Annotated in this window: 21 protein-coding genes; 13 read left to right on the top strand and 8 right to left on the bottom strand. The window is 62.1% G+C overall.

Features of this window, described 5'->3' with window-relative positions; translation table 11 throughout:
- Positions 1-90: 90 nt before the first annotated feature.
- The 4 genes from LB558_RS11785 to LB558_RS11800 all read right to left on the bottom strand — a co-directional run bounded on the left by LB558_RS11785 (position 91) and on the right by LB558_RS11800 (position 4,514).
- Positions 91-1,392, bottom strand: coding sequence for a CynX/NimT family MFS transporter (locus tag LB558_RS11785; protein WP_224697719.1), 1,302 nt, complete (start codon positions 1,390-1,392; stop codon positions 91-93).
- On the bottom strand, positions 1,389-2,066 hold the full coding sequence (locus LB558_RS11790; RefSeq protein ID WP_224697720.1) for a FadR/GntR family transcriptional regulator: 678 nt from the start codon (positions 2,064-2,066) through the stop codon (positions 1,389-1,391). The genes LB558_RS11785 and LB558_RS11790 overlap by 4 nt, the downstream gene beginning before the upstream one ends.
- A 91-nt stretch (positions 2,067-2,157) precedes the next feature.
- Positions 2,158-2,850 carry a 4Fe-4S dicluster domain-containing protein gene (locus LB558_RS11795; RefSeq protein ID WP_224697721.1) on the bottom strand — a complete coding sequence of 231 codons (693 nt, stop codon included), beginning with the start codon at positions 2,848-2,850 and terminating at the stop codon, positions 2,158-2,160.
- Between the two features lie 89 nt (positions 2,851-2,939).
- Positions 2,940-4,514: a trimethylamine methyltransferase family protein gene (locus LB558_RS11800; RefSeq protein ID WP_224697722.1), complete on the bottom strand. Its 1,575-nt coding sequence runs from the start codon at positions 4,512-4,514 to the stop codon at positions 2,940-2,942.
- A gap of 273 nt (positions 4,515-4,787) precedes the next feature.
- On the opposite strand from LB558_RS11800, the gene LB558_RS11805 reads away from it, so the two are divergent.
- Positions 4,788-5,486, top strand: a complete 699-nt coding sequence (locus LB558_RS11805; protein WP_027029468.1) for a corrinoid protein — start codon at positions 4,788-4,790, stop codon at positions 5,484-5,486.
- A gap of 86 nt (positions 5,487-5,572) precedes the next feature.
- Here LB558_RS11805 and LB558_RS11810 read toward each other — a convergent pair whose 3' ends face one another.
- On the bottom strand, positions 5,573-5,713 hold the full coding sequence (locus LB558_RS11810) for an EncA/B family entericidin (protein ID WP_224697723.1): 141 nt from the start codon (positions 5,711-5,713) through the stop codon (positions 5,573-5,575).
- Positions 5,714-5,766: 53 nt separating this feature from the next.
- Here LB558_RS11810 and LB558_RS11815 point away from each other — a divergent pair, with 53 nt between their 5' ends.
- On the top strand, positions 5,767-6,399 hold the full coding sequence (locus LB558_RS11815; RefSeq protein ID WP_224697724.1) for a DUF1638 domain-containing protein: 633 nt from the start codon (positions 5,767-5,769) through the stop codon (positions 6,397-6,399).
- Here LB558_RS11815 and LB558_RS11820 read toward each other — a convergent pair.
- A complete protein-coding gene (locus tag LB558_RS11820) occupies positions 6,389-7,318 on the bottom strand; it encodes an NAD-dependent epimerase/dehydratase family protein (RefSeq protein ID WP_224697725.1) in 930 nt (309 codons plus the stop codon). The genes LB558_RS11815 and LB558_RS11820 overlap by 11 nt on opposite strands.
- Positions 7,319-7,438: 120 nt before the next feature.
- On the opposite strand from LB558_RS11820, the gene LB558_RS11825 reads away from it, so the two are divergent.
- The 9 genes from LB558_RS11825 (at position 7,439) to LB558_RS11865 (ending at position 15,824) form a co-directional block, all read left to right on the top strand.
- On the top strand, positions 7,439-8,014 hold the full coding sequence (locus tag LB558_RS11825) for a DUF4893 domain-containing protein (protein ID WP_224697726.1): 576 nt from the start codon (positions 7,439-7,441) through the stop codon (positions 8,012-8,014).
- 94 nt (positions 8,015-8,108) lie between these two features.
- On the top strand, positions 8,109-8,891 hold the full coding sequence (locus LB558_RS11830; protein WP_224697727.1) for a formyl transferase: 783 nt from the start codon (positions 8,109-8,111) through the stop codon (positions 8,889-8,891).
- Between the two features lie 205 nt (positions 8,892-9,096).
- Positions 9,097-9,399 carry a virulence factor gene (locus tag LB558_RS11835; protein WP_224697728.1) on the top strand — a complete coding sequence of 101 codons (303 nt, stop codon included), beginning with the start codon at positions 9,097-9,099 and terminating at the stop codon, positions 9,397-9,399.
- Complete coding sequence (locus LB558_RS11840) at positions 9,392-10,030, top strand: methylenetetrahydrofolate reductase C-terminal domain-containing protein (protein WP_224697729.1); 639 nt, start codon at positions 9,392-9,394, stop codon at positions 10,028-10,030. The genes LB558_RS11835 and LB558_RS11840 overlap by 8 nt, the downstream gene beginning before the upstream one ends.
- Positions 10,027-11,118, top strand: a complete 1,092-nt coding sequence (locus LB558_RS11845) for a methylenetetrahydrofolate reductase (protein WP_224697730.1) — start codon at positions 10,027-10,029, stop codon at positions 11,116-11,118. The genes LB558_RS11840 and LB558_RS11845 overlap by 4 nt, the downstream gene beginning before the upstream one ends.
- 81 nt (positions 11,119-11,199) lie before the next feature.
- The gene (locus LB558_RS11850) at positions 11,200-12,174 is read left to right on the top strand and encodes a methyltetrahydrofolate cobalamin methyltransferase (protein WP_057142966.1); all 975 of its coding nucleotides are present in this window, start codon (positions 11,200-11,202) and stop codon (positions 12,172-12,174) included.
- Positions 12,125-14,278, top strand: coding sequence for an ASKHA domain-containing protein (locus tag LB558_RS11855; RefSeq protein ID WP_224697731.1), 2,154 nt, complete (start codon positions 12,125-12,127; stop codon positions 14,276-14,278). Before LB558_RS11850 ends, LB558_RS11855 begins: the two co-directional genes overlap by 50 nt.
- 192 nt (positions 14,279-14,470) lie before the next feature.
- Positions 14,471-14,653 carry a hypothetical protein gene (locus tag LB558_RS11860; protein WP_318011631.1) on the top strand — a complete coding sequence of 61 codons (183 nt, stop codon included), beginning with the start codon at positions 14,471-14,473 and terminating at the stop codon, positions 14,651-14,653.
- Positions 14,654-14,876: 223 nt separating this feature from the next.
- Entirely contained in the window at positions 14,877-15,824 is a 948-nt protein-coding gene (locus LB558_RS11865; protein WP_224697733.1) for an alpha/beta hydrolase, read from the top strand.
- 27 nt (positions 15,825-15,851) lie between these two features.
- Here the strand turns inward: LB558_RS11865 and LB558_RS11870 are convergent, their stop codons facing one another.
- A complete protein-coding gene (locus LB558_RS11870; RefSeq protein ID WP_224697734.1) occupies positions 15,852-16,751 on the bottom strand; it encodes a LysR substrate-binding domain-containing protein in 900 nt (299 codons plus the stop codon).
- A gap of 222 nt (positions 16,752-16,973) precedes the next feature.
- Here LB558_RS11870 and LB558_RS11875 point away from each other — a divergent pair, with 222 nt between their 5' ends.
- Positions 16,974-17,159: a hypothetical protein gene (locus LB558_RS11875; protein ID WP_013531162.1), complete on the top strand. Its 186-nt coding sequence runs from the start codon at positions 16,974-16,976 to the stop codon at positions 17,157-17,159.
- A 338-nt stretch (positions 17,160-17,497) separates the two neighbouring features.
- Positions 17,498-17,632, top strand: a complete 135-nt coding sequence (locus LB558_RS32900; protein WP_023812324.1) for a hypothetical protein — start codon at positions 17,498-17,500, stop codon at positions 17,630-17,632.
- Here the strand turns inward: LB558_RS32900 and LB558_RS11880 are convergent.
- On the bottom strand, positions 17,622-17,849 hold the full coding sequence (locus tag LB558_RS11880) for a hypothetical protein (RefSeq protein WP_224697735.1): 228 nt from the start codon (positions 17,847-17,849) through the stop codon (positions 17,622-17,624). The genes LB558_RS32900 and LB558_RS11880 overlap by 11 nt on opposite strands.
- Between the last annotated feature and the right edge of the window lie 41 nt (positions 17,850-17,890).

Genomic DNA, 17,890 nt, shown 5'->3' on the forward strand with positions numbered 1-17,890 from the left:
CGCTCCGTTCGATTGATGCGCGATACATATCCGGCCAAGCCGATACGGCAAGGCGTTCCCTGAACCTGACAGTCAACATTTCGTGCAGGATCAGTCGTCGACTCGCACGGTCCGTGCGCCCACATGCAGCGCGCGGCCGGCACCGAGCCCCATGATGGCGGCGCCAAGCCCGAGCGCGACGAATAGCAGGGCCGACGCCGAAAAACTACCGGTCCAGCCACGGATCAGACCCACCAGCAGCGGGCCGGATGCCGCCAGCACATAGCCGACGCCTTGCGCCATGCCGGAAAGATGGGCCGCGACATGCGAATCCGGCGAACGCAGCACGATCAAGCTCATGGCAGCCGCAATCAGGCCACCCTGCCCGATGCCTTGCAGGACCGCCCAGAACACCACCGTCGAGGTCGGTGCGAAGAGAATGCCGAGCAGCGCAATCACCGCAGTGGCAACGAGCGCCACATTGATGCCGCGCTGGTCCTTCAGCCGCATCGCAAAGGACGGCACAGCGAGGCAGGTGATGACCTGCGCCATCACCGAGACCGAAACCATGGTGCCTGCGGTGGCCGCATCGAAGCCGCGCTCGCGCAGGATCGGCGCCAGCCAGCCGAAGATGCAATAGGCAAGCGCCGACTGCAGGCCCATGAACAGCGTCACCTGCCAGGCCAGGCGATTGCGCCAAAGCCCGACGACGCGAAACCCTTGATGGCTCACCCGCCGACGGCTGCCCAACGCCTGCGGAATCCAGATCAACAGCACGACCAGCGTCGGCACCGCCCAGGCCGCGAGCGCTCCCGACCATGAACCCGTGACAAAATGCTCGATCGGCAGCGTCAAGCCGGCGGCGGCGGCCGAGCCAGCGCAGAGCGCCATGGTGTAGAGCCCGGTCATGACGGCGGCCCGGTCGGCGAAATCGCGCTTCACCAAGCCTGGCAGCAGCACATTGCCGATGGCAATGGCGCCGCCGGCCAGGAAGGTCGCGACAAACAGCAAGGGAACCGTACCAAACCAGCGCAGGCCGGTTCCCAGCACCAGCAAGACGAGCGCCCCGAGCAAGGTGCGCTCGGCTCCATAGCGTTGGGCAAGTTTCGGCGCGAAGGGCGCGAACAGACCGAGGCACAGGACGGGCAGCGTCGTCAGCAGGCTGGCGCCTGTCGTCGACAGCCCGGTTGCCTGCATCACCTCCGGCAACAGCACCGACAGGCTCGAAAACAGCGGCCTCAAGCTGAAGGCGATCAGCACAAGGCTCGCGCCGAGCACGACACGCGCGGCACGGCTGCGCAGATCAGGCGGTTGCGGCACAGGCAGGCTGTCGGCTTCCGCATCGATGAGCTCCAGCCCCTGGATGGCCCCGGATTGCGGCTTCGGGTCAGACTGACGGAAACTCTGATTCATTGCGAAAGCAGTCTTTCAAGTTGAGCAAGCACCGGCGCCATGAAGGCGCGGACGGCGGCAACGGCGCGCTCAGGATCGCGCGCGGCAATGGCGTCGACGATTGCCGCATGCGCCTGGTGGTCCGGTTCTGGCAGATCGCCGTCGATGGTGGCATGGATGGTCTCGGTGATGGCGGCGGTGAAGAAGTCGTAGAGCTCCGTCATCGCCCTGTTACCGGACGCTGCGACGACCGATTTGTGGAAAGCGAGATCGCGGCGGATGAAGGCTTCGCTTCCGCCGTCCGCGACGGTGCCTCGTTCGGCAAGCAGTTGCCGCATCCTCTCAAGATCGGCCGGCGTGTGGCGCAAGGCGGCAAGCCGTGCGGCCTCGAGGTCCAGCGCTGCCCGCGCCTCCCACTGATCGCGCAGACCGCTGCGTTTGACCCGGTCGAGCGCGGCAGAGGCATCAACGGCGGAGCGCACATAGGTGCCCGAGCCCTGGCGCGTATCCAGCAATCCCTGCGAGACCAGCACCCGCACCGCCTCGCGCACCGTGCCGCGGCTGACCGACAGAAGATCGGTCAGGGCCGCCTCATTGGGAATACGCTCGCCGACGCTCCAGCGGCCGCTGACGATCTCCGCACGCAGGCTGCTGGTGGCGCTGTCAGTGAGATTGGATCTGGTGGCGGGTTGCATCGGCCTATTCATCAAGTCATCAGATGACTTGATGAATAGGCGTGCTGCCGTCAGCCGTCAAGCTGCTACCTGATCAGGGCTGGCATTTCGATCAGCCGTCCACCGCTGCAAAGCTTGCCATGTGAAACGCTTGGACTTCCGGCGGATAGCGATAGGCCGTCCCATAGGGACAGGCATTGCGATCAAGGCAACCGCCGCTGCGGCAGGGTTCGCCATTCGCTCCCCGCACATGCGCCAGGCAGGATTGATAAGCGAAGCCTTGCGCGGAATGGGCGTCGACCGGGCAGGATTTCAGGCAGGGTTTCTCGACGCAAGTGTCGCAAAGATGAGGCCCCGACTCAGCGGCTTGAACCGGAAGCTCGTCATCGAACAGCAGCGCACCGCGATAGGCGTGCCACAACCCATATTGCGGATGCATGAGGATGCCGAGCGGAGACGGCCTCAGCCCCTCCGCCCGCATCGCCCATTGCTGGAACGGCAGATAAGGCTTGTCGGAAGGCGAAACGGCCTTCGCCCCGAATGTCTCCGCCACCGCACCGATCACTTCACATGACCAGCTGTCGAGCGGATTGGCGCTCGGTAATTGCTTTTCCCGCCACCGCAGGAAATGCGGCCAAGGTGCCGCGCCCGCCTGCCCTACCAGCAGGAGGGCCGCTGCCGGCGCACCCGATGATCCCGTTGGCCGCGCATCGCCTGGCGTAAAATTGAAGCCGCCACGAAGAACAAGGCCGTTGGCGTGAAGCGCCGCAGCAATGCGGTCAACGCTGCCGGCAAGCGCTATCATTCCTTCTTGACCGGATCGGAGAACGCGCTCCGCCAGACTTCCTTGTGGATGATGTTGGCGACTTTAGCCCCGCCTGATTCGGGCTCCTTTCAAGTGAAGGCGTCGGGCATCGACCCCTTCTTCTTGGCGATGAAGTCCTTCAGGGCTTCGTCGATCCTCGGATCAAGATACGGCGCCTCGTAGCTTTCCAGCCAGCGACGGGCAAGTTCGTTGGCGCGCTGCGGCGCTGTTTTCTCGCCCTCGGCCAGCCACTGCTCGTAGGAATTGTTGTCGGCGATGTTGGAGCGGTAGAAGGCTGTCTGGAAATTCGCCTGGGTGTGGTCGCAGCCGAGATAGTGGCTGCCCGGTCCGACCTGACGGATGGCGTCCATCGCCTGGCCGTTTTCCGACAGATCGACGCCCTCGGAAAACTTCTGCGTCATGCCGAGCTGGTCGATGTCCATCATGAATTTTTCATAGCAGGAGGCCAGCCCACCCTCGAGCCAGCCGGCCGAGTGCAGCACGAAATTGGTGCCGGCCAGGATGGTCGAGTTCAGCGTGTTGGCGCTCTCGTAAGCCGCTTGAGCATCTGGAACCTTCGATGCGCAGAGCGAACCGCCGGTGCGGAACGGCAGGCCGAGACGACGAGCCAGTTGCGCTGCGCCATAGGAAACCAGTGACGGCTCCGGCGTGCCGAAGGTCGGCGCGCCCGACTGCATCGAGATCGACGAGGCGAAGGTGCCGAACAGCACCGGCGCGCCCGGCCGGATCAGCTGCGTGAACGACGCGCCGGCCAGCACTTCGGCCAGAACCTGCGTCAGCGTGCCGGCAACCGTCACCGGGCTCATCGCGCCGGCAAGGATGAACGGCGTGACGATGCAGGCCTGGTTGTGGCGCGCATAGACTTTCAGCGCGCCGAGCATAGTCTCGTCGAATACCATCGGCGAGTTGGCGTTGATCAGGCTGGTCAGCACCGTGTTGTTTTCGACGAAATCGTCGCCGAACACGATCTTGGCCATGGCGACCGTGTCTTCGGCGCGTTCCGGTGCGGTCACCGAGCCCATGAACGGCTTGTCGGAATATTTGATGTGGCTGTAGATCATGTCGAGGTGGCGCTTGTTGACCGGCACGTCGACCGGCTCGCACACTGTGCCGCCCGAATGGTGGATCGACGGCGCCATATACGCGAGTTTTACGAAATTCTGGAAATCCTCGATCGTCGCGTAACGCCTGACGCCATCGAGGTCGCGCACGAAGGGCGGACCGTAGACCGGCGCGAAGACGGTGGCATTGCCGCCGATCTGCACCGAGCGCTCGGAATTGCGGGCGTGCTGGGTGTAGACGGACGGCGCGGTCTTGAGCAGCGAACGGCACAGACCCTTCGGAAAGTGCACGCGCTCGCCCTTGACGTCGGCGCCGGCCTCTTTCCACAGTTGCAGCGCTTCCGCGTCGTCGCGGAAGATGATGCCGATCTCTTCGAGCACCGTGTCGGTGTTCTTCTCGATCAGCGCCAGGCCTTCCTCGTCCAGCACCTCGTAAACGTTGATCTTGCGTTTGATGTAGGTGAGCTGCGTGCCCGGACCGCCGCCGGAACGTGCTGCCCGCCGCGCAGCAGCCCCGCCGCTGGCGCCGCGCCCACGTCGCGCGTTGGACGCTTCCTGATCGACTGCCGCGTGTTCGCTCATGATCGCTCTTCCCTGAATCTCGTCTGGTCTGGAACTGTTGTGGCCGCATCTCGCGGCTTCTTGCCGGATCGTAGCCAAGCACCCTATTCGAAACGGCCCGTCAGCGCCAACGCCTGTCGCAAAATCGACAAGAATTCCAATAGATTTGCGGTCGCTTTCCTTTTGCGGGAAGTCGCAAATCAGCTATGGATACATGCCCCCAGCGGGTTAGGTATGAACGCAAATATGTTGTGCCTTGCGACACAGTCGCGATGCCGTGAGGAGCTGGATAAAATGTCCGACGACGAGATCATCCTTTCCGAACTTTCCGACGACGAGTTGGTGCAGCAGATGCACGACGATCTCTATGACGGGCTGAAGGAAGAGATCGAGGAAGGCACCAACATCCTGCTCGAGCGCGGCTGGGTGCCCTATAAAGTGCTGACGGAAGCGCTGGTCGAAGGCATGCGCATCGTCGGCGAGGATTTTCGCGACGGCATCCTCTTCGTTCCCGAAGTGCTGCTTTCGGCCAACGCGATGAAGGCCGGCATGTTCATCCTGCGCCCGCTGCTCGCCGCCACCGGCGCGCCCAAGCAGGGCAAGATGGTCATCGGCACCGTCAAGGGCGACATCCACGACATCGGCAAGAACCTCGTCGGCATGATGATGGAGGGCGCCGGCTTCGACGTCATCGATCTCGGCATCAACAATGCGGTCGAGAAATATCTCGATGCGATCGAGCAGCATCAGCCCGACATCATCGGCATGTCGGCACTGCTGACCACGACCATGCCTTACATGAAGGTGGTCATCGACACGATGAAGGAAAAGGGCATCCGCGACGACTATGTCGTGCTGGTCGGCGGCGCGCCGCTAAACGAGGAATTCGGCAAGGCCGTCGGCGCCGATGCCTACTGCCGCGACGCCGCGGTGGCGGTCGAGACCGCCAAGGACTTCATGAAGCGCAAACACAATGTGCGGGCTTCGGCCTGATTGGCCCATTCGGCACCGACAATAGGAAGAGCCGCGCCTTGCAGCGCGGCTTTTTTGTTCCCAGATGATGGAGAAGGCCGCTCGGATCAGGGCTTGGTGACGGTGTCCTCGACCGCCTTGGCAGTTGATTTGACATCCCTGCCGACGCCACGGACGGTGTTGGCGCAAGCCGTAAGGGCCAGGACGCAGGCCAAGATGGCGATCGGCGTGATGCGTAGCAGTTTCATGGACGGTGTCTCCCTCAATAGATAATTAGCGCCACAGCGGCTCGACGGGTTTCATGGCCAAGACGCAAAAAACGAAACCGAATCAAGACGACAGGCTGCTCGTTATCGCCTGTGGGATGATTGCGCGCGAAGTTCTGGCCGTCAAGGAACAGCTCGGGCTGGACCACCTCGACCTGACCTGCCTGCCGGCGGAATTCCATTTCTATCCGGACCGCATCGCTCCGGCCATGGACAAGGCAATCGAAAAGGCCAAGGCTGAAGGCTACACCAACATCTTCGTCGGCTATGCCGATTGCGGCACCGGCGGCCTGCTCGACCGCATCTGCGAGAAGCATGGCGTCGAGCGCATGGACGGCCCGCACTGCTTTGCCTTCTATCAAGGCATGGAAGCCTACGCGAAGATCGCCGACGACGACATGATGTCGTTCTACATGACCGATTTCCTCTGCCGGCAGTTCGACGCTTTCTTCATGAAGCCGCTCGGCCTCGACAAGCACCCGGAGCTGATCAAGGACTATTTCGGCAACTACGAGAAGCTGATCTACCTCGCCCAGACCAACGATCCCGAACTCGACAAGGTCGCCGAAAAAGCCGCCAGAATGCTCGGTCTCGTCTACGAACGCCGCGCGACCGGCTATGGCGACCTGACGGCCGGAATGGCGCAAGCCGCTGCCGTCACGAGCTAGGCAGCCCCTCTTCCGCCCGCAGCGCCGTAAGCACATCGGCAAAGCTCGTCTTGCAGACGAAACCCAACCTGTCCCTCGCCCGCGACGCGTCATAGACACGGTCGATGGAGGAAAACATCGTCCAGCCCTTCCGCGCATAAAGTGCCGGCAAGTCGGGAAAATAGCGGGCGACGACCGACGGAGCATCGGCGATCAGCGCCGCGCAATCATCCGGGCGGAACGGCGTCGGCGCGCAGACGATGAAAATGTCGAAACCCAGCTGTGGCGCCTTCTCCAATGCAGCGACATGAGCCTCCGCCGCATCTTCCACCGTCAGTCGGCGAAACAAGAGCTCGTTCGCCTTGGTGTTGGCATCCGACTGTTCGATCGCATGCGCCATGTCGTCGGCTTCAGGGAAGAAGCGGGCGGTGCGCAGCACCATCACCGGCAGCCCATGCTGGATATGATAGAGGCGGCACAGATGCTCCGCCGAAAGTTTGGTGACGCCATAGATGTTGCGCGGTTCCGGCGACATCGCTTCCGTCAGCCAGGCCGCCTTGCGCGCGCCTCCGCTGAATCCGTCGCGTATCGCTTGAGAAATCATCAGCGAGGTCGTCGATGTGAAGACGAAGCGCTGCACGCCGGCCGCCACCGCCGCGTCGAGCAGGTTCAGCGTGCCTTGCACATTGGTGGCAACGAAATCGCTGTTGGCGCGGTTCTCGATGTTGGGCTTGTGCAGCGCGCCGCTATGAATGATCGCGTCGATCCGGTTGTCGAGGACCGTGCGCATGACAAGGTCACGGTCGGCGATCGAGCCGATGATCTGCGTCTCCGCCGATGGCATGGGATCGAGCCCGATGACGCCGTGCCCAAGCGCGCGCAGACGCGGCGCCAACACGCTGCCCAGCCAACCCGACGATCCCGTGAGCAAGATTCGCATTCGTCCACCATGATTTTTGACCGTGACGCTGTTAAGCACGGATGACAGGCGCCAGCGACCCGATAAGTTATGCACTAGGTGGCAGCGGCGCTGTCCCAGACATCAACCGGGAGGCCTCCGATGACACTTCGCCCGCTGCTCGCCCTTGTCGGCCTGCTCTGCTGCACTCTCCCCGCGCTCGCCGATGGGCAGGTGCAGAAACTCATCACCCCAGCCGACAAGATGCGGCTCGACAAATATGGCGAGACCCGCAAGGCAGCCCTTGCCGAAGCGAAAGCGGGCGACCCGGACGAGGTCAAGCAACTCGATGCCCTGCTGGCAAAACCGCTGGTCGCCTTTTCCGACAAGGATCTGACTGGCAAATGGCAGTGCCGCACCATCAAGGCCGGCGGACCTTTGCCGCTCGTCATCTATGGCTGGTTCAAGTGCAAGGTGACCGATGACGGTTCCGGCTGGCGGCTGGAAAAGATCAGCGGCTCGCAGCGCACCAAGGGCCGCTTCTTCGACGATGGCGAGAAACGCGCGATCTATCTCGGCTCCTTTTATGTCAACGATGATCCGGCAAAGCCCTATGGCAGCGGCCCGCAAACCGATCAGGTCGGCTACGCCTTCCGCAACAGCGCCAAGGAATGGCGCATCGAATTTCCGGCGCCCTACTATGAATCGAAGCTCGATATCATCGAATTCAAGCGCTGACCGTGTATCGAAGAGCTGATCACCAAGGATTAACCCGGACACCCTAGCATCCCGTCCATTGTCGAGAATGGGTTGCTTGGAGGGGGCAGGATCCATGGCAGCAGCAAGATCCAGTACACGTCTGATCGTGGTCGTCACCGGAGGCGGCCAGCATGTCTGGGCCATGATCAATGCAATCGCCGATCGCGTTGGTCCTGTCAGCGTCGTCCTCGAAACGCCTGAATCCAAAAAGCAATTGCTGCGCGGCCGGGCTCGCCGCCAGGGCTGGATCTCCGCCATCGGCCAGCTTGGCACGATGGTGCTGAGCAGGTTGGGCAAGCGATTCCTGGCCGGCCATAGCGCGCGATTGATTGCCGAGGAGAAGCTGGAGGTTGAGCCGCGACCAGGCCAAGAGATCATCCAGGTAGCCTCGGCCAATGGGCTTGAGTGCCTGCAGGCGATCCAGAAGATCCGGCCAGGCGTTGTGCTGCTCAACGGTTGCCGACTAATCTCGGCTGAGATGCTGAGCAAAATGCCCTGCCCGGTGCTCAACTACCATGCGGGCATCACGCCGAAATATCGCGGCATGAATGGCGGCTATTGGGCTCTGGTATCAGGCGATGCGCAGAATTTCGGCACGACTGTCCACCTCGTCGACGCTGGCGTCGACACTGGTGGCGTGCTGAAGCAAGCGCGCGGCAGATCGAAAAAAGGCGACACCATCTCAAGTCACGCCCTACGCCAGACGGCGTTCTCGCGCGACATCTGCGTCGAGGCCGTCAGCGATGCTCTGGCTGGAAAACTCACGACGATCGATCCCGGCCTGCCTTCGAAACTGTGGTATCATCCGACGATCTGGTTCTACGTATGGACGGGCCTCAGAACCGGCATCTGGTAGCGCTTTTTTCGTCCCCGACAACATGCCGCGCGCCGGCTTTTCTGACGCGTCGAGCCTGCTGCCGGCGGACGCCGCAAACGAATAAACGCACCTTTCATTTTACGACATTGAAATGCGTCGCTTTTGAATGCGCGCGCGTCGTCCCATAACAAGCGGCCCCACTGCGCTTGCGGCAATGCTCGATACTTCGAGGAGTGAGAAATTCATGGCCGATCTGATCGTCGTCTACTGGCGCGATATCCCCGCCCAGATCATCGTCAAGAAGGGCCGGCAGAACGCCAAACGTGAACTGCCGCTGCGCTTCACCGAGGCGATCGACATGTGCGCAATGCGGACCGGCGCCGGCGGCACCGACGACTATCTGGCCGAATGGCGCAAGGCCGATCCCGTCCCGGTGGGCGACGACCTCGAAGCTGAGGTCGAGAAGGCTTTTCAGGACATCGACACGAGATATGACCGTGAGCGACTGGTCGCGCTGGTCAGGGCGGGCGGCAAAGAAAATGTCTGAAACCATTCCTGCCAAGGATGGCCAGAGGGTTGTCCAGCCAGTTACCCAGGCCACCCTGGTCAAGAAGGCAGCGCCGAAATCCGACTACAAGCCGGCCGACGTGTCGCCGCAGCGGCGCGTACAGCGTTCCTTTGCGGTCCGGCTTTGGTCGATCAGGCATTCGCGCCTGCTCGAATGGTTCTACGCCAAATTCGCCGACATGTTCCTGCTCCTCCATCCGCTGTGGAAGGGCATAGGCTACGGCCGCGTCGAAGGGCCGATCAAGTTTGTCGAGAAGCGCGTCAAGGGCTTCATGTTCGACTGCCGCATGTGCGGCCAGTGCATCTTGTCGTCGACCGGCATGTCTTGCCCGATGAACTGCCCCAAGCAATTGCGCAACGGCCCTTGCGGCGGCGTCCGCGCCAACGGCAATTGCGAGGTCGAGCCCGATATGCCCTGCGTGTGGGTCAAGGCCTGGGAAGGCTCGCAAAACATGCTGCACAGTGACAGGATCCTGACCGTACAGAAGCCGGTCGACCAGTCGCTGCGCGAAACCTCGGCCTGGCTGCGGGTGACAGCACAGGCGGCCACCGCGCGCGAAGCGGCCGCTGCCGCCAAGAATGAGACGGCCAACACCGGAGCGTCGGCATGATCGGCCGCCAGCGCGACGAGAACCCGGCCGGCATCCATCTGCCGCTCGAACCCCTGCCCGGCCACACCTCGCGCGGCCGGCTGGAGCGCGTGCTTCGGCGCGGCGAGTTCGCGGTGACGACGGAGCTCAACCCACCCGATAGTGCCGATCCCGAGGACGTTTACAACCGGGCGAAGATTTTCGACGGCTGGGTCGACGCCATCAACGCCGTCGACGCATCGGGCGCCAATTGCCACATGTCGTCGGTCGGCATCTGTGCGCTTTTGACCCGCATGGGCTATGCGCCAATCATGCAGATCGCCTGCCGCGACAAGAACCGGATCGCCATTCAGGGCGACGTGCTGGGTGGTGCCGCGATGGGCGTCGCCAACATGCTGTGCCTGACCGGCGACGGCGTGCAGGCCGGCGACCAGCCCGGCGCCAAGCCGGTGTTCGACCTCGACTGCATGTCCCTCCTGGAAACCTGCCGCATCATGCGCGACAATGGCAAGTTCCTGTCCGGCCGCAAGCTGACGACGCCGCCGCAGCTTTTCCTGGGTGCCGCGATCAATCCGTTCGCGCCGCCGATCGATTTCCGTCCGCATCGGCTGGGCAAGAAGATCGCCGCCGGCGCGCAATTCGTACAGAGCCAGTATTGCTTCGACGTGCCGATGTTCCGCACCTACATGCAGAAGGTGCGCGACCTCGGCTACACCGAAAAATGCTTCATCCTGGTCGGCGTCGGCCCGCTCGCCTCGGCCAAGACGGCCAAGTGGATCCGCTCGAACGTGCCGGGCATCCATATTCCCGATTCTATCATCAAGCGGCTGGAAGGCGCCCAAGACCAGAAAAAGGAAGGCAAGCAGCTCTGCATCGACATCATCAACGAGGTGAAGGAAATATCCGGCGTTTCCGGCGTTCACGTGATGGCCTACCGGCAGGAAGAATATGTTGCCGAGATCGTCGATGAATCGGGCGTGCTGAAGGGACGCCAGCCATGGAAACGTGAGATCCGCCGCGACGATCAGCTCGTCGCCGACCGGCTCGACAGCATCTTGCACGACGACATCACCGAAACGCAGGTGGACATGGTGAAGACTGCGCACTGACGGCGCGGACGGCCACCCATTCGCTTGAACGAAACCAGACAACGATATAAAGAAATCTTTATATCACGGCGGAGAGAATTCATGACCCGTACCATCGTCGCTTCGGCGACACGAGAAATCATCATCGGCTTCGACCAGCCGTTCTGCGTGATCGGTGAACGCATCAACCCGACCGGCCGCAAGAAGCTGGCCGCCGAGATGATCGCGGGCAATTTCGAGACCGTCATCAGGGACGCATTGGAGCAGGCAGCCTGTGGCGCCACCATGCTCGACGTCAATGCCGGCGTCACCTCGGTCAATCCGAACGAGACCGAACCCGGCCTTTTGGTGCAGACGCTGGAGATCGTGCAAGGGCTGGTCGATCTGCCGCTGTCGATCGACAGTTCCGTCACCGCCGCGATCGAAGCCGCACTGAAGGTTGCCAAGGGCCGCCCGCTGGTCAACTCCGTCACCGGCGAGGAAGAAAAGCTCGAAGCCATCCTGCCGCTGGTCAAGAAGTACAACGTGCCGGTCGTTGCCATCTCCAACGACGAGACCGGTATTTCGATGGACCCGGACGTGCGCTTTGCCGTCGCCAAGAAGATCGTGCAGCGCTGCGCCGATTTCGGCATTCCGGCGCATGACGTCGTCGTCGACCCGCTGGTCATGCCGATCGGCGCGCTGGGCGACGCCGGCCGCCAGGTTTTTGCGCTGCTGCGCCGTCTGCGCGAGGAGCTCAAGGTCAACACCACATGCGGCCTGTCCAACATCTCGTTCGGCCTGCCGCACCGCCACGGCATCAACGCCGCGTTCATCCCGATGGTGATCGGCGCCGGAATGACATCAGCCATCATGAACCCGGTGCGTCCGCAGGAAATGGAAGCCGTGCGCGGCGCCAATGTGCTGAACGGCACCGACGAGAACTGCACCAACTGGATCCGCACCTACAAGGACTACAAGCCGGCCGAAGGCGGCCAGGCGGTCGCCGCCCCGACGCAAGTCAACGCCCCGGGCGACGGCGCCAGCAATGGCGGCCGCCGCCGTGGCGGCCGTGAAGCCCGGATGGGCCGAGGATAAGCGCGCAATCGTGAATTCACCTGCAAACATCACCGACCCGCTCGTGCTGTTCATGCCGTCGGGCAAGCGCGGGCGTTTTCCAGTCGGAACGCCCGTGCTAGACGCCGCGCGCCAGCTTGGCGTCTATGTCGAAAGTGTGTGCGGCGGACGCGCCACCTGTGGACGCTGCCAAATCGAGGTCCAGGAAGGCAATTTCGCCAAGCACAAGATCACCTCCTCCAACGACCACATCACGCCCAAGGGCGCCAAGGAAGAGCGCTATGAGCGCGTCCGTGGCCTGCCCGAACGGCGCCGCCTCTCCTGCTCGGCGCAGATCCTCGGCGACCTCGTCATCGACGTGCCGCAGGACACGGTCATCAATGCGCAGACCATCCGCAAGGATGCCGACACGAGAGTGATCGCCCGCGATTCAGCGATCCGCATGTGCTATGTCGAGATCGAAGAACCCGACATGCACAAGCCGCTTGGCGATCTCGACAGGCTGAAGATCGCGCTGATGCACGATTGGGGCCTGAAAAGCCTCGATTTCGATTTTTATCTGCTGCCGCAGGTGCAAGGCATCCTGCGCAGGGGCAACTGGACCGCGACCGCCGCCATCTACAAGGATGCCGACTCAGAGACCGCGCGCGTCGTGGCACTTTGGCCCGGCCTCAAGAACGAAGCCTATGGGCTGGCCTGCGATATCGGCTCGACAACCATCGCCATGCATCTGGTATCGCTGCTGTCGGGCCGCGTCGCCGCCTCGTCGGGTACGTCGAACCCGCAGATCCGCTTCGGCGAGGATCTGATGAGTCGCGTCTCCTATGTGATGATGAACCCGGACGGCCGCGAAGGCATGACGGTCGCTGTGCGCGAGGCGATCTCGGGTCTCGTCGACAAGGTCTGCGCCGAAGGCAATGTGCAGCGCAACGACATCCTGGACAGCGTCTTCGTCGGCAATCCGATCATGCATCATCTGTTCCTCGGCATCGATCCGACCGAGCTTGGCGGCGCGCCCTTTGCTCTGGCCGTTTCGGGCGCCGTGCATATCAAGGCATCCGACATCGGCCTGAAACTCAACCAGGGCGCTAGGCTCTACATGCTGCCTTGCATCGCCGGCCATGTCGGAGCGGACGCGGCGGCGGTGACGCTGTCGGAAGGCCCGCATCGCCAGGACGAGATGATGCTGATCGTCGATGTCGGCACCAATGCCGAGATCGTACTCGGCAATCGCCAGCGGGTGGTTGCGGCCTCCTCGCCCACCGGCCCTGCCTTCGAGGGTGCCGAAATCTCCGGCGGCCAGCGCGCCGCCCCAGGTGCCATCGAGCGCGTGCGCATCGATCCCGATACGCTGGAGCCGAAATACCGCGTCATCGGCTCTGAGCTGTGGTCCGACGAGCCGGGCTTCCTGGAAAGCGTCCAGGCAACCGGCGTCACCGGCATCTGCGGTTCCGGCATCATCGAAGTGGTGGCGGAGATGTATCTCGCCGGCATCATTTCCGAGGACGGCGTCATCGATGGCGGACTTTCGGCCCGCTCGCCGCGCGTCACCGCCAACGGCCGCACCTTCTCCTATGTGCTGAAGGAAGGCTCCGCCGCATTGACGGAAGATGGGCCGAAGATCACCATCACCCAGACCGACGTGCGCGCCATCCAGCTTGCCAAGGCAGCGCTTTATGCCGGCACCAAGCTGTTGATGGAAAAGCAGAACACCGAGCATGTCGACCGCATCCATTTCGCTGGCGCCTTCGGCTCCTTCATCGATCCGAAATACGCCATGGTGCTCGGGCTGATCCCGGATTGCGACCTCGACAAGGTCTCGGCCGTCGGCAACGCCGCCGGTGCCGGTGCCCGCATGGCACTGCTCAACCGCGGCTACCGCCGCGAGATCGAGGACACGGTCAGCAAGATCGAGAAGATCGAGACGGCGCTGGAACCGAAATTCCAGGAGCATTTCGTCTACGCCATGGCGCTGCCCAACAAGGTCGATCCGTTCCCCAAATTGTCGGCGGCGGTGAAACTGCCGCCACGCAAGACGGTCAGCGAGGACGGCGTTGCCGGCGACGCTGCTCCGCGTCGGCGTTCGCGCGACGGCCACGAGGGGCGGCGGCGCGGCCGGGAATAGGCGGCCGCGCTCGAGCCGCCGTCTTTCCAAACTCGTTTGCATGCAAATGTTTCCGGATCCCTTGATCCGGAAACAAAAACGCTGTTTTCGTGAAATTCGCCAGATACATGGCAGGCGCATTCAACCGGCATCGAACGGCAGGCAGGAATATCTTTCAGCCGCCGCAACGCTCCAGGGGAGACGACGATGTCAATGCTCGAAAGCCTCGGCCGCTATGGCACGGCCATTAAGAATGCTCACGACCGGAGCAAGGCACGGCGCCTGCTGAACAGCCTGCCGCCTGAAATCCAGAAGGACATTGGTTGGCCGGTATCGCCGCGATCCAGCGAAAAGGCAGCACTCATCAACACCATCTGGAGCGCCGCACGCCGATGACCTTCGCCGACAAATGCAAATTGCTCGGCATGCGCCAGGGATCTCGCATGTCCCCGGCGACGAGCAACCGGCTGCGTGCCGCACTTTTACCGCGTCGCTGACCACGGCGCGGATCACACCGCCGTGTAGACGCGGGCGTAAATCTTGACATTTTCAGCCACGGCACGATCTTCTAATTTAGGGGGTTCTCTTAGTCGGCTTTGGCCGAAGTTCGTGTATCCGCATGCCTAGCTTGAAAAGCCATGTCGTATCTTTTGTCCTGCGGCACAGCCGTAAGCAGGCATTTGCCAGTCCGGAAAATCTGCAGCGCTGGATCGCGGCCGCGCGCAAGACCGAGAACCACCGGCCGCCCGCCTCGCTGCACCAGCGTCTCGACATCGAGATGCATACGGTCGATGGCTTCCCCGTTTACGAAATCCCACCCAAGTCCGGCGAACAGAAGCGGATTCTCTACTTGCACGGCGGCGCCTATGTCTTTGAAATCACGCCCTATCATTGGCACCTGATCGCCGAGATGGCGGATCGATTGGGCTACGCAATCACGGTGCCGATCTATCCAATCGCCCCCGAACACGATTTCCACGCCATGTTCGGAATGGTTGGCGATGTCTACCGGCAGATGCTCGCCGAGACGGAGGCCGAAGACATCGTCTTCATGGGCGATTCCGCCGGCGGCAATATGGCTGTGGTCCTGACCATGATGGCCGCCGAAGAAGGACTGTCCCTGCCGTCGCGGCATGTGCTCATTTCGCCGGGTCTCGACGTGTCGCTCTCCAATCCCGCAGTGTTCGAGGCGGAACGCAACGACCCTTGGCTGGGCATAGCTGGCGGACGAGAGGCAATTCGTCTGTACAGTGCCGGCATCGATCCCAGCGACTGGCATATCAGCCCGGTCTATGGAGATCTGTCAGTGCTGCCAAGAACACTGCTTTTAACCGGCTCGCGCGATCTTTTGACGCCCGACAATCTGATCTTCGCCGAAAAAGCCCGCGCCGCCGGCGTTGAAATCGATCTTGTCTACGAGGAAGGCATGTTCCACGTCTGGCCGCTGATCGACATGCCGGAAGCGCGGCGCGCCCGCGAGCGCATCGTCGAATTTCTCGGGGAGAGCCGGATCGTGCAAGACACGAGAATAAGGACTGAAGAGCGCCCCGCCGAAGCGGCGGAGTAGCTCTATAGCATCGTCCTTACCAGCCGGTCAGAACTTGCCGGTTTCCCGGAAGACTTCGAAAGTCGCGCGAATGTGGTCGGCAACGGCCTTGACCGTGGCGCTGGCGTCCGGCGCCACCACCATCGCCAGATTGTAGGTCCCGATGTCAGGCATGCCGTCCTTCGGGCAGAGTTCGACCATGTCATTGCCGAGGAACGACTTCGGCAACGGCGCCACGGCGAGATCGGACATGATCGCGGCGCGCTGGCCGGCCGTGTGCGCGCTCATATAGGCGATGCGGTAGTTGCGGCCCTCCCGGCCAAGCGCATCGAGCGCTCCGGCGCGCCAGGCGCAGCCCTCTTCCCAAAGCGACACCGGCAAGGGCTCGCGCAGATGCGCGCAGCCGCCCTTGGCGCCGGCCCAGACGATCGGCTCGGTCAGCAGCACCTCGGCGCCGAGTGCGCTGGTCTTGTAGGAATTGGTCAACAGCGTGATGTCGAGCGCCCGGTCGTCCATGCGCCGGCGCAAATTGCTGCTCTGGTCGATGGTGACGTCGACGGCGATCGACGGATGCGACTGCGCGAAACGCTTCAGCACATGCGGCAGCACGCGCTCGCCGTAGTCGTCCGGTGAACCAAGCCGCACCACACCGACAATCTCGGGAATGATGAACTTCGACACCACCTCGCGGTTGATCGACAGCAGCCGGCGGGCGTAGCCGAGCAGCATTTCGCCGTCCGTGGTCAGCGACACCGAGCGGGCGTCGCGGGCGAACACGGAGCGGCCGAGAATATCCTCCAGCTTCTTGATCTGCATGGAAACGGCCGATGGCGTGCGGAAGACGGCATTGGCGGCGGTGGTGAAGCTGCCGGTCTCGGCAATCGCCACGAAAGTGCGCAAAACGTCGAGATCGAGCAGCGGCAGCGGATGATTGAGCGGGGCGTTCATGGGAACCGACCTTCAATTTTTCTGATACAAATCATCATTCCATTTCGTTTGATTGAACATCAGATTGGGAGGATAGTCAACTCCATCGAGGCAGGTTGCTGCCACAAGCAGCCATGAAACGACCCCCGACACAGACCTGCATTCGACACGAAATGAAGTTGAAACAAACCCGGCGTAACCAACTCGCCGTCTGGCATCCGCCAACCACCAAAGGAGAATGAAATGTCTATCCTGTCGTCCCTCGGTCGCATCGCGACCGAATTCAGCGCGGCCCGCGCGCGCTACCAGACCGAGCGCGCCATCCGCTCCCTGCCGATCGAGCTGCAGAAGGATATCGGCTGGCCTGAAGCTTCCGACACCAAGACCGGTACTCGCAATGGCATCGGATCCTGGGCTGGAGCAAAGTAGATCGTGTGTACCATGTGCTGAAGGCCTGCCGCGCGAACCGCCCGGCAGGCCTTCTCTGTTTCATTTGTATTCAAATGAGTTTTGGAGCCATGTTTCCAGCGCATGACGCATATGAGAAAGCCGCATAGCAGCTCCCGTTTTCAATTAATGCCTTGTAAATAATCTTAAATTTTGGGCATCCTGCCCAAATCTGGCGCAATCGATGTCGCATTTCATATCAAGCGCTTCGCTTTTGCGATTTAGTTTCTGCTTACACAAGCCTATATCAGCGCCAGCAAACGAGCTGCCCCACTCCATCAAGCGAAGGCGACCCGTCTGAGCAACAAATGGAGATGATTATGAAGCTTTTTGCACGCCTCTTTGCCCGCCGCGAAATGAACCTGACCACCGCTCTCGAGCGTCAGCGTCTTGCCAACACCATGCCCGGCCAGACCGGCGCCATGAATGCGGCGCGCCTCGGCTTCATCGCCTGAAAATTTTTAGAGGCAGCGCATCCCTGCCGCTGCTTGAAAACTGTAACGCCGCCTGGCTCCAGCCAAGGCGGCGTTTTTGTGCTGCGCGCAGGCCGTATGTTGCCCGTCCCTTGAATAGTTCGTGCCATTTCCAGGGCTCGCTGCACGCCGATTGCCCATTTGCGACCCATGTCGCAAATTTAATCTTGTCGTAGCGGCGTAGCCGATTGACAGACATGGTTTTTCCTGATGTCGCTATGCTATTCGCGACATCCTGTT

Source organism: Mesorhizobium sp. CO1-1-8, assembly GCF_020164875.1.
GTDB lineage: Bacteria > Pseudomonadota > Alphaproteobacteria > Rhizobiales > Rhizobiaceae > Mesorhizobium.

Coding starts and splice junctions, on each gene's coding strand:
- LB558_RS11840 (WP_224697729.1), top strand. CDS start 9,392: ATGTCTGAAACCATTCCTGCCAAGGATGGCCAGAGGGTTGTCCAGCCA.
- LB558_RS11810 (WP_224697723.1), bottom strand. CDS start 5,713: ATGAAACTGCTACGCATCACGCCGATCGCCATCTTGGCCTGCGTCCTG.
- LB558_RS11790 (WP_224697720.1), bottom strand. CDS start 2,066: ATGCAACCCGCCACCAGATCCAATCTCACTGACAGCGCCACCAGCAGC.
- LB558_RS11825 (WP_224697726.1), top strand. CDS start 7,439: ATGACACTTCGCCCGCTGCTCGCCCTTGTCGGCCTGCTCTGCTGCACT.
- LB558_RS11785 (WP_224697719.1), bottom strand. CDS start 1,392: ATGAATCAGAGTTTCCGTCAGTCTGACCCGAAGCCGCAATCCGGGGCC.
- LB558_RS11845 (WP_224697730.1), top strand. CDS start 10,027: ATGATCGGCCGCCAGCGCGACGAGAACCCGGCCGGCATCCATCTGCCG.
- LB558_RS11850 (WP_057142966.1), top strand. CDS start 11,200: ATGACCCGTACCATCGTCGCTTCGGCGACACGAGAAATCATCATCGGC.
- LB558_RS11795 (WP_224697721.1), bottom strand. CDS start 2,850: ATGATAGCGCTTGCCGGCAGCGTTGACCGCATTGCTGCGGCGCTTCAC.
- LB558_RS11830 (WP_224697727.1), top strand. CDS start 8,109: ATGGCAGCAGCAAGATCCAGTACACGTCTGATCGTGGTCGTCACCGGA.
- LB558_RS32900 (WP_023812324.1), top strand. CDS start 17,498: ATGAAGCTTTTTGCACGCCTCTTTGCCCGCCGCGAAATGAACCTGACC.
- LB558_RS11835 (WP_224697728.1), top strand. CDS start 9,097: ATGGCCGATCTGATCGTCGTCTACTGGCGCGATATCCCCGCCCAGATC.
- LB558_RS11880 (WP_224697735.1), bottom strand. CDS start 17,849: ATGTCTGTCAATCGGCTACGCCGCTACGACAAGATTAAATTTGCGACA.
- LB558_RS11815 (WP_224697724.1), top strand. CDS start 5,767: ATGGCCAAGACGCAAAAAACGAAACCGAATCAAGACGACAGGCTGCTC.
- LB558_RS11870 (WP_224697734.1), bottom strand. CDS start 16,751: ATGAACGCCCCGCTCAATCATCCGCTGCCGCTGCTCGATCTCGACGTT.
- LB558_RS11860 (WP_318011631.1), top strand. CDS start 14,471: ATGCTCGAAAGCCTCGGCCGCTATGGCACGGCCATTAAGAATGCTCAC.
- LB558_RS11805 (WP_027029468.1), top strand. CDS start 4,788: ATGTCCGACGACGAGATCATCCTTTCCGAACTTTCCGACGACGAGTTG.
- LB558_RS11875 (WP_013531162.1), top strand. CDS start 16,974: ATGTCTATCCTGTCGTCCCTCGGTCGCATCGCGACCGAATTCAGCGCG.
- LB558_RS11855 (WP_224697731.1), top strand. CDS start 12,125: ATGGCGGCCGCCGCCGTGGCGGCCGTGAAGCCCGGATGGGCCGAGGAT.
- LB558_RS11865 (WP_224697733.1), top strand. CDS start 14,877: ATGCCTAGCTTGAAAAGCCATGTCGTATCTTTTGTCCTGCGGCACAGC.
- LB558_RS11820 (WP_224697725.1), bottom strand. CDS start 7,318: ATGCGAATCTTGCTCACGGGATCGTCGGGTTGGCTGGGCAGCGTGTTG.
- LB558_RS11800 (WP_224697722.1), bottom strand. CDS start 4,514: ATGAGCGAACACGCGGCAGTCGATCAGGAAGCGTCCAACGCGCGACGT.